Source organism: Flavobacterium sp. LMO8, assembly GCF_009495755.1.
In the GTDB taxonomy this organism is placed as follows: domain Bacteria; phylum Bacteroidota; class Bacteroidia; order Flavobacteriales; family Flavobacteriaceae; genus Flavobacterium.
On the sequence record NZ_WIBJ01000033.1, the window covers coordinates 72,235 to 84,847 of the forward strand.

Sequence of the window (12,613 nt, forward strand, 5' to 3'; positions counted from 1 at the left end):
TTTATAATTCGTGTCCGCAATCTTGACAAAATTTCGCGTTTACATAATGTTCGTGACTGCCACAATTTTGACATACTTTGGTTTCACTTTCTTTGACTGATGGTTTACTTTTTGCAAATTCGGCAGAGACAATTCCGGTAGGAACCGCGATAATTCCGTAACCCATTATCATTACAAACGATGCTATAAATTGACCGAGTGGCGTAACGGGTGAAATATCGCCATAACCAACAGTTGTTAATGTAACAATTGCCCAATATATTCCAGTTGGAATACTTGTAAATCCACTTGCTTCGCCTTCAACAACATACATTATAGAACCAATAATAATGGTGCTAATTAACATAAAGTACATGAAAATCAATATTTTGCCTCGACTGGCAATTAGTGATTCTTTTAAATGTGTAGATTGATTATTGAATTGTGGATGATTTAAAATTTTGAATAATCGTAACAATCGTAATGCTCTAATTACTGCAAATACACTGGTTCCAGTAATGAAAAAGGATAAATACATAGGTAAAATCGCAATCAAATCGATGATTCCGTAGAAACTCAAAACGTAATTGATTGGTTTTTTTATGGTAATAATTCGTAAAATGTATTCTAAAGTAAAAAATACGGTAATAACCCATTCAAAAAACACTAAATAAGCGTGATATTTTGCATCAAATCCTTTTACGGTTTCTAGCATTACTAATACCACACTTAGTAAAATTAAGCCTAATAAAATTAAATCAAAAAGTCGTCCAGCAACGGTATTAGTGCCGTAGATGATAATGTGGGCTTTCTGTTTAAAAACTTCGTATTTTGACTTAATTTCATTCATGACAACAAAATTAAGCAATTAAAAATGAATTACTTTATACACTTTGTTTTTACGTAAATAGCTTTGAATTATCGTTTTTACATCACGATTGTTTTGCATTGGAATAATGATGTTTTTTAAAATTTCAATGTTACTTACTTGATAATTTAATTCATAAAAACAATAGCCTTTATAAATTCCATTTTCGATTAAAACAGCACTTCGTTCATCAAAAGTTCTACCCCGATCGATAATGACCATGTTGTTGTTTTCAAAAGAAGTTTCTTCAATAAATTCTTTTACTCTTTCGTTGTAGCTTTCTGGAGTTTCTTCGCCAATACAAGCACCATTACATTCTTTTATCTTGTGCTGAAAACAATCGTTTTTTGTGATGTACAAACCATTTATTTTCTGACACAAATTGTATTTTTCGGTAATTTTAAATAAGGCGTTTCTTCCTTCTTGTAATGTAGTAAAAGAGGTGATTTCTTTTTTACGACCATCTGCTTTTTCTACGTTTAAAGCCAAATAGCCTTCTTCATTTTTATGCATGTACAATGCATATTGAAAGATACTTTTGCGTTGTGCTCGGTTATAAATAGGTTTATTAATTTTGATTTCTTCACTTTCTTTTAAAAGTGAAATCAATTCGCTACCCGTTTCTTCAAAAGTAACTGCATACACATCGCGTTGTATTTTTTTGCTCTTGCTTGAAGTACCTGTGAAATGTTGGTTGACGCGTTTTTTGATGTTTTTACTTTTTCCTATATAAATCAAATCGCCTTTCTCATTGTGTATGTAGTAGATTCCCGTTTTTGAAGGTAAATTTTCGACAATATCCAATAGTTTTGGAGAAATACCTGATTTGATTTCCGTTTTAATGAAACTTTTTACGATTTCTTTCTCAACGTCTTTTACCATCAACATTTTAAATAATTTCACTGTAGCCAAAGCATCACCACTCGCACGATGCCTGTCTGCCATAGGAATTCCTAAGGCACGAACTAATTTTCCTAAACTATACGATTCTTGTTCTGGAATTAACTTTTTAGCTAATTCAACGGTACAAAGGGTTTGTTTTTTGAAATCGTAACCTAAACGTCTGAATTCAGTTTTTAAAATACGATAATCGAAAGATGCATTATGAGCTACGACAACGCAGCCTTCTGTAATTTCGATAATTCTTTTCGCTACTTCATAAAATTTTGGAGCACTTCGAAGCATGGCATTATTAATCCCAGTCAATTTCACCACAAAAGGTTGAATTGGCTTTTCAGGATTTACTAGGCTAATGAATTGATCGATTACTTCATGACCATCAAATTTATAAATGGCGATTTCGGTAATTCCTTCTTCGTTGAATTGGCCTCCAGTGGTTTCTATGTCAATTATTGCGTACAAAAAAAGTGATAAGTAATTAGTGAATAGTGATTAGTCTTTTTTATGTCTATTTTCTTTTATCTGCTTCCAAAGATACTACTTCCAATTCGAACCATCGTACTTCCACATGAAATTGCAAGTTGATAATCGCCCGACATGCCCATTGAAAGGGTTTCAAGTTTCAAGTTTGAAGTTTCAAGTTGGTTGTGTTTATCAAAAATCGTTTTCAGATGTTTGAATTCTTTTTCGATTTGGTTTTTATTTTCTGTGAACGTTGCCATTCCCATTAAACCTTCGATTCTGATGTTTTTAAAATTATCCTTGTCATGCTGAACTAGTTTCAGAATCTCTTCCAATTCTTGTTCGTCTAATCCAAATTTACTTTCTTCTTCTGCAATATAAATCTGTAACAAACAATCAATCACACGATTATTTTTAGCCGCTTGTTTGTTGATTTCTTGCAATAATTTCAAACTATCAACTCCGTGAATCAAACTCACATAAGGCGCCATGTATTTGACTTTGTTGGTTTGCACGTGACCAATCATGTGCCATTCGATGTCTTTTGGCATGACTTCCCATTTGTCGGTCATTTCTTGGATTTTGTTTTCTCCAAAAATGCGTTGCCCAGCATTGTAAGCTTCCATTAAATCGGCTACAGGTTTGGTTTTTGAAACCGCAACTAAGGTAACGTTATTGGGAAGTTGGGATTTTATGTTATTGAGGTTTTGTTGGATTGACATTTTTCTCTATTAATGTTGATGAAATTTCGTTTATTTTTTCGTTAAGCCAAGATTCTACATCATCACAAAAAGTTAACTCAATTTTAGGTTCTTTTTTCATTCTACTAGGACTAAAACTCTGATTTTTTACAAGTTTTGTTTTTCCTTTTTTATATATATCATTGACAATTATAAAAAATATTTTTTTTTCACGGAAATAAATGTCTACTTCTATTTCTTGTGAACTATTGTCTTCATATAAAATGTAATAATGATATTTTACTTTTTTTAAATTTTCTCTATCATAAACTTCTATTTTTTTTGATATGTTTAGGTCATCAAAAAAGTAGTACTCAATTTCAAATCTTGATTTGCCTTTTATTTCAATAGAATCTAATTTGAAAATTTCAGGTTTTAAGTAGTTTTCAATTGTTTTTATTTCTGTAAATGTAGGAGATAATACGTTAGTGATACTATCAATTTTTTGCCAACTAATTTTATCTTCTTGCGAAAAACAAAAATTTACAAACAATAAGAGGAATATTATTTTTTTCATTTTTATGCGATTTCTCCTTTGTCGAAATGACAAAGTTCTGTTCATTTTCTTTACTCCCAACTTCCATCTTCAAACTCCCAACTCTATTAAAGCTCATACACCACCAAACCACTTCTAAACTTCGGTTCAATATAAGTTGATTTTGGCGGCATGATTAAATTGTTATCGGCTAATGCTTTGATTTCATTGATGTCGGAAGGGTAGAGGATGAAGCCTACTTCAAATTCGCCTTCGTCGATTAAATCTTTTATGGCTGAAATGGATTGTTTTCCCGGAATGTAATCAATTCGTTCGTCGTTACGTAAATCTTCGATGCCTAATAATGGGAAAAGGACTTTATCGTATAAAATTTGGGCATCTAAATTGTTTAAAATAGATTCACCTAATCTCGACTCCGCTCGATTTGACAATTCAGTGTTTTGTTGTTTGTAAAATAAAGCATAAAAACTACCATCTAAGTACATACCAAATTCAAACTTATTTTGGGGTTTCCAAATTTCTTGGTCTTTTGCTTTAATGATGAAGTTTTTGGATAATTTTTTGATAAAATCATCTTTACTAAAACCATTCAAATCGCGAATTAATCGGTTGAATTCGTAGATTTTTACATTACTTTCGGCAATTAAGAAACTCATGAAATAATTCAGATTTTCATTGCCCAAATGCTTGTCTTGTTCGTATAACAATTCCGCTGAAGCCGAACGATGATGTCCATCGGCAATATACAAATTCGGAATATTTTCAAAATGTTCTTGCAACCAATCTACTTCAGATTGCGTATCAATTTTCCAAAGCGTGTGTTTTTCTTTATTGGTAGTCGAATATTCGTAAACAGGTTTACTCTTTTTTCGCAACGCAATAAAGGTATTGATTTCTACACTATCGGGATACGTAATTAAAACGGGTTCGGTATTAAAATTCGTTTGATGTAAATAATCTTTGAACAATTCCACTCGGTATTGTAACGTATCTTCGTGTTTTTTAATCACATTATCTTGGTAATCTTTTACCGAAGTTCCGGCAATAATTCCACTAAATGTTTGTCCTTTTGACTGGATTTCATACAAGTAAAAAACAGGATGTTCTTCTTCAATTAGAATTTGGTCGTGTTTAAAATCTTGATATTTATTGGCAACGGCTTTAAAACGCTTTTCTAACGACATTTTTTGCGCATTAGCATAAGCAGGATGAATCACATGCAAAAATGAATACGGATTAAAATTCAACCAAGCAGCAAGCTCAGCCGAACTATAATCGTCGTACGTTCTGCAAGTAACTAAGGCAACTTTATCGGCTACCGGACGAACTGCTTTGAAAGGTTTTATTTTGGCCATTTTTGAGTGATTAGTAATTAGTGATTAGTAACTAGCTATTCACTAATTACTAATCACTTTTCACTTTATTTAGAAAATTGTTTCGAAACTTTCTCTGCTTTTTTGCTTTCTGAGTAATCGTAGAAACCTTCTCCCGATTTAACTCCTAATTTTCCAGCCATTACCATATTTACTAATAACGGACATGGAGCGTATTTTGGGTTTTTGAATCCGTCGTACATTACGTTTAAGATAGACAAACAAACGTCTAATCCGATGAAGTCAGCTAATTGTAATGGTCCCATTGGGTGCGCCATTCCTAATTTCATTACGGTATCAATTTCTTGAACGCCAGCAACTCCGTTGTATAACGTTTCAATCGATTCGTTAATCATCGGCATTAAAATTCTGTTAGCTACGAAACCTGGATAATCGTTTACTTCTGTTGGAGTTTTTCCTAATTTAACTGATAAATCCATGATAATTTTAGTCACTTCATCAGAAGTAGAATAACCACGGATGATTTCAACTAATTTCATAATTGGCACTGGATTCATAAAGTGCATTCCGATTACTCTTTCAGGATGAACAACTTGTGCTGCAATTTGCGTAATAGAAATTGAAGAAGTATTAGAAGCTAAAATTACGTTATGGTCACAAACATCACTCAATTGTTTAAAGATGTTCATTTTTAAAGTTACGTTTTCTGTAGCAGCTTCCACAACTAAATCACAACCTACAACACCATCTTTGATGTCTGTGTAAGTAATAATATTTCCTATCGTTTTTATTTTATCATCTTCCGTAATAGTTCCTTTTGTAACCATACGATCAAGGTTTGCTGCAATAGTTGCCATTCCTTTTTCTAATGATTTGTCTGAAATATCGATTAATTTTACGGTAAATCCGCTTTGCGCGAAAGTATGAGCAATTCCGTTACCCATAGTTCCTGCTCCGATTACTGCGATTGTGTTCATTTTGTTTTTTTAATTTTTGTATATGTTAAATAAATTATAGCTGATGTTATTAAAATTGTTTGGATAAATTTCCCTTCTGCATACGAAAAATAAGCAATGAAAAATAAGCCGAAATAACTTACCATATTTAAAAATTTTGATAAGTATACCAAAATATTTTTAGCTGAATTAGGCAAATTATAGTTTATTGAGTCAATAATGTATTTTATAACTCCTAAAATCAAAAACAGTATAGAAACTAAAAATATTAGATTGAAAATGCTATTAACATCATTACTTGTATCGTTGTTAACTATGTTAAAAATATAGATAACAAAATAAGCTAAAACTATTAAATATAGTAAAGGTTTTAGTTTTTTCTCGATGAGTGTTATAATAAATTCTTTTCTAGTCATTTATGTTTCTATCTTTTCATACAATCAATAATCTGATACGCCACACGTAATGCTTCGGTTCCGTCTTCTAACGTTACGATTGGTGTGTTGTTGTTATTGATAGCATCTGCAAATGTTTCTAATTCATCTAAAATGGCATTGTTGGCATCTACATGTGGATTGTCAAAATAGATTTGTTTTTTTACGCCTTCTGCATTTTGTAAAATCATATCAAAATCACCTGGAACTTCTGGCGCATCTTGCATACGAACGATTTCACATACTTTATCTAAATAGTCAACAGAGATATAAGCATCTTTTTGGAAGAAACGCGATTTGCGCATGTTTTTCATAGAAATACGGCTCGAAGTAATATTCGCGACACAACCGTTTTCGAATTCAATACGTGCATTTGAAATATCTGGAGAATCAGAAATTACAGCAACTCCGCTTGCATTTACTGATTTTACTTTCGATTTTACAACGCTCAAAATAGCATCGATATCGTGAATCATCAAATCCAAAACCACAGGAACATCCGTTCCACGAGGATTGAATTCTGCCAAACGATGCGTTTCAATAAACATTGGATTCTTGATTTTATCTTTCACAGCAGTAAACGCAGGATTGAAACGTTCTACATGTCCAACCTGACCTTTTACATTGTATTTATTAGCTAAAGCGATAATTTCTTCAGCTTCTGCTACGGTATTTGAAATTGGTTTTTCGATGAAAATATGCTTTCCAGCTTCGATAACTTGTTTCGCACAATCAAAATGTTGCATGGTTGGCGTTACAATGTCTACTACATCTACGGCAGCGATTAATTCGGCAATAGAATCGAATTTTTTATAACCAAATTCGGCTGCTACTTTGTTGGCGTTTTCTTCAAAAGCATCGTAAAAGCCTACTAATTCATATTTCTCAGATTGATTTAATAATCTCAAATGTATTTTTCCAAGGTGACCAGCACCTAAAACTCCAACTTTAAGCATAAAAAAGTATTTTCAACAAAAATAGAAATTAATTGATAAATCTTAATTGATAATTGACAATTTGTTTTCTATTTTTACAAAATAAATTCGTACCCAAATTGAAAGATACTAATAAGCATCAAGGACTTAGAAATCAGCTCGTAAAACAGTTGGAAGACAAAGGAATTACCGATAAAAACGTGTTAGCTGCTATTGGTAAAATTCCTCGTCATTTGTTTTTAGATTCTAGTTTTGAAGATTTTGCCTATCAAGACAAGGCATTTCCGATAGGAGCTGATCAAACTATTTCGCAACCTTATACTGTGGCTTTTCAATCGCAATTATTAGAAGTTGAAAAAGATCATAAAATATTAGAAATTGGAACCGGAAGCGGTTATCAAACTGCAGTTCTGTTTGCATTGGGCGCTAATGTGTTTTCAATAGAGCGTCAGAATCATTTGTTTAAGAAAACCTCTCTTTTGTTACCAAAATTAAATATTCGTCCTAAAAAGTTAATTTTTGGTGATGGTTACAAAGGATTGCCAGAATCGGCTCCATTTGATAGTATAGTTGTAACGGCTGGAGCACCATTTATTCCACAACCTTTGATGGCACAATTAAAAGTAGGAGGAAGGTTAGTTATTCCAGTAGGAGAAAAAGAACAAATTATGACGTTGTTGATTCGTAAAAACGAAACGCAATTTGAGAAGCATGAATTTGGTGATTTTCGATTTGTACCGCTTTTGGAAAACAAAAATTAATTAGCGAAGATTCGTTAATTTTTGTTTCAAAACTTCCAATTCGTCTAGTATGGAAGTGATTTCTTTTTCTTTAGATGAATTACCAACTTCGATGCCTTTTTCTTGAAGAATTTCTGTAATGGCTTGAATCGCAAATGGATTTAAATCGAAATTATGATCTAGTTTTACTTTGTACCAAGCTACTAATAAAGGCTTTAAATCGATTTCTAAAATTTGTGCTAGCGTTTGGATTTGTTTTTTTGTAGGAATGCGAAATCCGTTTTCAAACTTACTAATTAGAGCTTGGTCAATTTTTGCTTGTTCCGCTAGCTTTCTTGTGGAAAGACCTTTTTCTATTCGAGCTTGTTTTAAAATTTCTTTCATAAATATGATTAGAAACTTTTCTTAATTCGGTCTAAATCGCGTTTGGTGTCTTGTTCTTTCAACGATTCGCGTTTATCGTAATTCTTTTTACCACGACATAAGGCAATATCTAATTTAGCCAATCCTTTTTCATTGGTAAACAAACGAAGTGGCACAATTGTCAACCCTTTGTTATCAGAATCTTTAAATAATTTCTTTAATTCTTTCTTGTTTAAAAGAAGTTTACGCTCGCTTTTCGTTTTATGATTGTAGTGTGTTCCGTATAAATATTCTTCGATGTGTGAGTTAATTACAAATAACTCACCATCATTAAATTCGCAAAAACTTTCAGTAATAGCAGCTTTCCCCAAACGAATCGATTTGATTTCGGTTCCGGTTAAAACGATTCCAGCGGTGTATTTGTCTAAAATTTCGTAATCGAATTTAGCACGTTTATTAAGTATGTTAACGGTCTTTTGCATAAGGACTACAAATGTAAATCAAAATTGTAGCATTTTAAAACGATAATGGCACATAAATAATTTTTAATCTATGATTTATATCAGTTTTTAGGTTTTTACATCTCAATATCTTTGACTTATAATTTAAAACTAATTAAAAATGAAAAAAATAGTTTTTGCTTTAATGGCAATGTCTTTAATGACAGTAAATTTTGTAAATGCACAAGATAACGAAACAAAAGAAGAGTCAATATCAAATGAATTTAAAAGATGGCAAGTTCGTTTAAGAGCTGTTGGAGTAGCTCCAGATGAAAGCGCTAAAATTGGTATTATCGGTGGTGATGTTGTTATTTCAAATGCCTTAATTCCTGAATTGGATTTCACTTATTTCTTTACAGAACATTTTGCTGCTGAGTTAATTTTAGGAACTGCAAAACATGATGTAAAAGCAATTAATACAGCAGCTGGTGATGTGAATTTAGGAAGTGTTTGGTTATTGCCTCCAACATTAACGGCTCAATACCATTTTTACACTTCTGATCAAAAGGTTTTTAAACCATACATTGGAGCTGGTGTAAATTATACATTGTTCTATAACGTAAAATCAGGTGGTGTTGCTGGTATAGAATATGATAATGCTTTAGGATACGCGGCACAAGTGGGTTTTGATTTAATGTTAGACGATACCTTTTTTATAAATTTAGATGTTAAACGTTTATTTTTAAGCACTGATGTAACTGTTGATGCTTCAAATTTAGCACCAGGATTAAGTATTCCAGCTGAAGTAGATATCAATCCTTGGTTAATTGGAGTGGGTGTTGGTATGAAGTTCTAATTGTTTATCACATAGTTTTATTCAAAAAAGAGACTGCTGAAAAGTGGTCTTTTTTTTATGAATATATTTTGTTAATTGTTTGAAGTTATTTTTAGGTTTGAAATAAAAGAGAAAAAAAGTAACTTTAATTAGTTTTTTTTTTAATTTTATAAAACTAACCTAACCAATTAAACTATGAATACAGCATTTGAGTTGATAGACAAAGAATTAATAGCATCTTTAAATTTTCCAAAATCGGATGTATTAGAAGATAAAGAAGATATATCAGGACGTAAAAATGATTTAGATAGAGCGCTTTCCTTAGGTAATTTGGAGCATGTTAAAATTAAAATTTACTTTGAAGATGATAAATCAAAAAAAATGGTTGAAACTACTATTTGGGGTGTTACTGACAGCCGAGTAATTTTAAAGCAAGGCGTTGTAATTCCTGTAAATAGGATACATAAAATTGTTTAATTTAATTTGATTACTTATGAAAAAAATCACTCTTTTGGGTTTTTCCCTTTTATTTACATTAGGTGTTTTAGCACAAGAAACAAAAGCAACTAAAGAAGTTAAAAAAGCATCAACAGAAAAAGTTGCTAATGATAAGAAAGCTGTAAAAGAAAAAGTTGCTAAAAGCAAGAAAGCAGTAAATGAAACAATAGCTAAAGACAAGGAAGCAATTAAAAAAGAAGTTGCCAAAGATAAGAAGGCTATAAAAGAAAAAGTTGCTAAAAGCAAGAAAGCAGTAAATAAAACAATTGACAAAGATAAGGAAGCAATTAAAAAAGAAGTAGCCAAAGATAAAAAAGCCTTAAAAGAAAAGGTTTCTAAAGAAAAGAAATCTATAAAAGGAGCAATTGATAAAGAGAAAGAAAGTTTAAAGGAAACAGCGCTTTCTATTGCAAATGAGAGAAAAATTAAGGACAAAGTAACTGGGGAATATAAAGGTAAAAAAGTATTCACAGGTCCAAGAGGTGGAAAATATTACATCAACAAAAATGGTAATAAAACGTATATTGACTAATTTTCTTACCTAATTTAATATTGTCTAACTTTAAACTTTCATAATAATTTTCATTTAAATTGATAAAAATGGTTTGATTTTATTAAACTAAAGTATTAAAAAAGTAAGACTCCTTTATCATAAAACTTTAAAATGTTTCGATTAAAACTACCAACAGATCCAAGATGGGCCAACATAGCTGAAGGAAATTTAGAAGAAATCCTAACTGATCACGCTTGGTGCGAAATCAAAGCGGCATCAAATGCAATGATGTTAATTAATTTGTTACCTGAATTCACAGAAATTACTACTGAGTTAACTTCAATCGCAAAAGAAGAATTAGATCATTTTGAACAAGTGCACGAAATTATCAAAGCACGTGGTTGGGTTTTAGGTCGCGAAAGAAAAGACAGTTATGTAAACGATTTATTCAAGTTTATGAAGCCAGGAAATCGCAAGCATTTAATTGTTGAGCGTATGTTATTTGCAGCAATGATTGAAGCCAGAAGTTGCGAACGTTTTAAAGTACTTTCCGATAATATTCAAGACGAAGAATTAGCAGTTTTTTATAGAGAATTAATGATTTCGGAAGCCAATCATTATACTTCTTTTTTACAATTTGCTCACGAATTAGCAGAAGAAGGTTACGACGTTAAAAAGCGTTGGGAAGAATGGTTAGAATTTGAAGCAAAAGTCATAGAAAGCTACGGGAAATCAGAGACTATACATGGGTAAAATGATTTCTTTGTCTTGCTGAACTTGTTTCAGCATCTCTGTTTAATAGGCAGATTCCGAACTTGTTTCGGAATGACAAAAGGTCTAACTCCTAACTATTCTTTGCTTCAATCCACTTACTCATATATTTAGTGCTTTGTAAACTTTGATGTTGCAAAATTTGCCCTAAGAAATTTCGATTTCTATGCGTTTTTAAATATAGTTGAAGTGCTTCAATTCTATTCATAAAATCAGTGGTAAACAATTCCTTTTTGAAACGTTTTTCAATGATTTCATAACCATTTTTTTGAGCGGTTTCCCAAAGTGATTTATTGGTATACAATTCGACTGCTTTTTCTACAAATTCATCTTCGTCTGAAGTGATAAATCCGTTCCAATTTAAATTTCCGTTCATTGCTTCGGCACCCATTTTTGTGGTTATTGAAGGCAGTCCCAATTGCATAGCTTCAAATAATTTACCTTTTAAACCCGCTCCGTAAGGAATTGGTGCTAACAAAATTTTAGCTTTTGAATACACATCAACGACAGTTTCGGCTCTTCCTTTAACTAGAAAACCTTCTTTTTCGTTGTGCAATTGTTTAACTTTTTCTGAAACATATGCGCCATAAATATGAAGTTTGGCTTCAGGAAGTTTCTTTTTGATTGATTTCCAATATTTTTTTAAGGCTAAAACGGTTTGCCAATTAGGTTCATGTAAAAAGTTACCAATGCTTACAAAATGTTGTCTTTCTTCAAATTTTGGAACATTTGGATTAATTTCTTCTGATAAAAAAGGTAAATAATATAAAATAGAAGCATCAATTTTGAATGTTTGTGTTGCTAATTGCATTTCGTATTCTGAAATCACTAAAGTCAAATCGCATTTATAAATGGAAGCTATCTCGCGTTTAAAAACATCCGAAATATAATCTTCAAAAACTAACTCGCGATTTTGCTTGAATGCAATTTCTCTGGATTTTCGTAAAAAATGTAAGTCTTCAGTGTCTAAAACTCGTAAAGCATTCGGACAGTTTTCCATCACACGCCAACCATATTGTTCTTCAATCATGAATCGGTCAAAAAGGACAACATTTGGATTTAATGCAGTAATTTCGGTATTAAAACTGCTATCATTCAGTTGAATGGCTTTGGTTTTAACCGAAATCTGACTCAAATCAAACGAAAAATCGGATTTTGAAGCCGAACACAAAAATGTTATTTCATAATCTTGCTTTTGAAACAACGAAATGAGTTGCAACATTCTGCTACCCGCTGCGGTTGAATTAGGTTCGGGCCAAACGGTTCCTATGATGACTAAATGCTTCATGTGACAAATATAGTTATTAAGTAAAAAGTAAAAAGTAAAAAGTAAAAAGTAAAAAGTAAAAAGTAAAAAGTAAAAAGTAAA

At 31.6% G+C, this 12,613-nt stretch carries 15 protein-coding genes; 5 read left to right on the forward strand and 10 right to left on the reverse strand.

Features of this window, described 5'->3' with window-relative positions; genetic code table 11:
- Position 1: 1 nt before the first annotated feature.
- From GFJ94_RS11830 to GFJ94_RS11860, 7 genes are all read right to left on the reverse strand, one after another.
- On the reverse strand, positions 2–829 hold the full coding sequence (locus GFJ94_RS11830; protein WP_153201737.1) for an ion transporter: 828 nt from the start codon (positions 827–829) through the stop codon (positions 2–4).
- 18 nt (positions 830–847) lie between these two features.
- Positions 848–2,209, reverse strand: a complete 1,362-nt coding sequence (locus tag GFJ94_RS11835; RefSeq protein WP_153201738.1) for an exonuclease domain-containing protein — start codon at positions 2,207–2,209, stop codon at positions 848–850.
- 56 nt (positions 2,210–2,265) lie between these two features.
- Positions 2,266–2,931 carry a YggS family pyridoxal phosphate-dependent enzyme gene (locus tag GFJ94_RS11840; protein ID WP_153201739.1) on the reverse strand — a complete coding sequence of 222 codons (666 nt, stop codon included), beginning with the start codon at positions 2,929–2,931 and terminating at the stop codon, positions 2,266–2,268.
- On the reverse strand, positions 2,906–3,466 hold the full coding sequence (locus GFJ94_RS11845; protein WP_153201740.1) for a hypothetical protein: 561 nt from the start codon (positions 3,464–3,466) through the stop codon (positions 2,906–2,908). Before GFJ94_RS11845 ends, GFJ94_RS11840 begins: the two co-directional genes overlap by 26 nt.
- Positions 3,467–3,552: 86 nt before the next feature.
- Entirely contained in the window at positions 3,553–4,800 is a 1,248-nt protein-coding gene (locus GFJ94_RS11850) for a DUF1015 domain-containing protein (protein WP_153201741.1), read from the reverse strand.
- Positions 4,801–4,865: 65 nt separating this feature from the next.
- Positions 4,866–5,756, reverse strand: coding sequence for a 3-hydroxyacyl-CoA dehydrogenase family protein (locus GFJ94_RS11855; protein WP_133607522.1), 891 nt, complete (start codon positions 5,754–5,756; stop codon positions 4,866–4,868).
- A gap of 403 nt (positions 5,757–6,159) precedes the next feature.
- Positions 6,160–7,125, reverse strand: coding sequence for a Gfo/Idh/MocA family protein (locus GFJ94_RS11860; RefSeq protein WP_153201742.1), 966 nt, complete (start codon positions 7,123–7,125; stop codon positions 6,160–6,162).
- 98 nt (positions 7,126–7,223) lie between these two features.
- Here GFJ94_RS11860 and GFJ94_RS11865 point away from each other — a divergent pair, with 98 nt between their 5' ends.
- Positions 7,224–7,865, forward strand: a complete 642-nt coding sequence (locus GFJ94_RS11865; protein ID WP_153201743.1) for a protein-L-isoaspartate(D-aspartate) O-methyltransferase — start codon at positions 7,224–7,226, stop codon at positions 7,863–7,865.
- On the opposite strand, the gene GFJ94_RS11870 is transcribed toward GFJ94_RS11865, so the two are convergent.
- Both GFJ94_RS11870 and smpB read right to left on the reverse strand, forming a co-directional pair.
- Positions 7,866–8,228, reverse strand: a complete 363-nt coding sequence (locus GFJ94_RS11870; protein ID WP_153201744.1) for a helix-turn-helix transcriptional regulator — start codon at positions 8,226–8,228, stop codon at positions 7,866–7,868. It lies immediately after the preceding gene.
- Between the two features lie 8 nt (positions 8,229–8,236).
- A complete protein-coding gene (smpB, locus tag GFJ94_RS11875; protein WP_153201745.1) occupies positions 8,237–8,689 on the reverse strand; it encodes an SsrA-binding protein SmpB in 453 nt (150 codons plus the stop codon).
- A gap of 139 nt (positions 8,690–8,828) precedes the next feature.
- On the opposite strand from smpB, the gene GFJ94_RS11880 reads away from it, so the two are divergent.
- The 4 genes from GFJ94_RS11880 to GFJ94_RS11895 all read left to right on the forward strand — a co-directional run bounded on the left by GFJ94_RS11880 (position 8,829) and on the right by GFJ94_RS11895 (position 11,226).
- Positions 8,829–9,503, forward strand: a complete 675-nt coding sequence (locus tag GFJ94_RS11880; protein WP_153201746.1) for an OmpW family protein — start codon at positions 8,829–8,831, stop codon at positions 9,501–9,503.
- Positions 9,504–9,677: 174 nt separating this feature from the next.
- Positions 9,678–9,959 (forward strand): hypothetical protein, encoded by a 282-nt coding sequence (locus GFJ94_RS11885; RefSeq protein WP_153201747.1) that lies wholly within the window; start codon positions 9,678–9,680, stop codon positions 9,957–9,959.
- Between the two features lie 16 nt (positions 9,960–9,975).
- Positions 9,976–10,512, forward strand: a complete 537-nt coding sequence (locus tag GFJ94_RS11890) for a hypothetical protein (protein ID WP_153201748.1) — start codon at positions 9,976–9,978, stop codon at positions 10,510–10,512.
- A 132-nt stretch (positions 10,513–10,644) separates the two neighbouring features.
- Positions 10,645–11,226, forward strand: a complete 582-nt coding sequence (locus tag GFJ94_RS11895; protein WP_153201749.1) for a tRNA-(ms[2]io[6]A)-hydroxylase — start codon at positions 10,645–10,647, stop codon at positions 11,224–11,226.
- Positions 11,227–11,317: 91 nt separating this feature from the next.
- Here the strand turns inward: GFJ94_RS11895 and GFJ94_RS11900 are convergent.
- A partial coding sequence (locus tag GFJ94_RS11900) for a glycosyltransferase family 4 protein (RefSeq protein ID WP_370513832.1) occupies positions 11,318–12,613 on the reverse strand: 1,296 nt, incomplete at its 5' end.

What these genes read in the sequence shown, in the direction of transcription:
- GFJ94_RS11890 (WP_153201748.1), top strand. Translation starts at nt 9,976, where the DNA reads ATGAAAAAAATCACTCTTTTGGGTTTTTCCCTTTTATTTACATTAGGT.
- GFJ94_RS11885 (WP_153201747.1), top strand. Translation starts at nt 9,678, where the DNA reads ATGAATACAGCATTTGAGTTGATAGACAAAGAATTAATAGCATCTTTA.
- GFJ94_RS11830 (WP_153201737.1), bottom strand. Translation starts at nt 829, where the DNA reads ATGAATGAAATTAAGTCAAAATACGAAGTTTTTAAACAGAAAGCCCAC.
- GFJ94_RS11860 (WP_153201742.1), bottom strand. Translation starts at nt 7,125, where the DNA reads ATGCTTAAAGTTGGAGTTTTAGGTGCTGGTCACCTTGGAAAAATACAT.
- GFJ94_RS11870 (WP_153201744.1), bottom strand. Translation starts at nt 8,228, where the DNA reads ATGAAAGAAATTTTAAAACAAGCTCGAATAGAAAAAGGTCTTTCCACA.
- GFJ94_RS11845 (WP_153201740.1), bottom strand. Translation starts at nt 3,466, where the DNA reads ATGAAAAAAATAATATTCCTCTTATTGTTTGTAAATTTTTGTTTTTCG.
- smpB (WP_153201745.1), bottom strand. Translation starts at nt 8,689, where the DNA reads ATGCAAAAGACCGTTAACATACTTAATAAACGTGCTAAATTCGATTAC.
- GFJ94_RS11855 (WP_133607522.1), bottom strand. Translation starts at nt 5,756, where the DNA reads ATGAACACAATCGCAGTAATCGGAGCAGGAACTATGGGTAACGGAATT.
- GFJ94_RS11880 (WP_153201746.1), top strand. Translation starts at nt 8,829, where the DNA reads ATGAAAAAAATAGTTTTTGCTTTAATGGCAATGTCTTTAATGACAGTA.
- GFJ94_RS11850 (WP_153201741.1), bottom strand. Translation starts at nt 4,800, where the DNA reads ATGGCCAAAATAAAACCTTTCAAAGCAGTTCGTCCGGTAGCCGATAAA.
- GFJ94_RS11895 (WP_153201749.1), top strand. Translation starts at nt 10,645, where the DNA reads ATGTTTCGATTAAAACTACCAACAGATCCAAGATGGGCCAACATAGCT.
- GFJ94_RS11840 (WP_153201739.1), bottom strand. Translation starts at nt 2,931, where the DNA reads ATGTCAATCCAACAAAACCTCAATAACATAAAATCCCAACTTCCCAAT.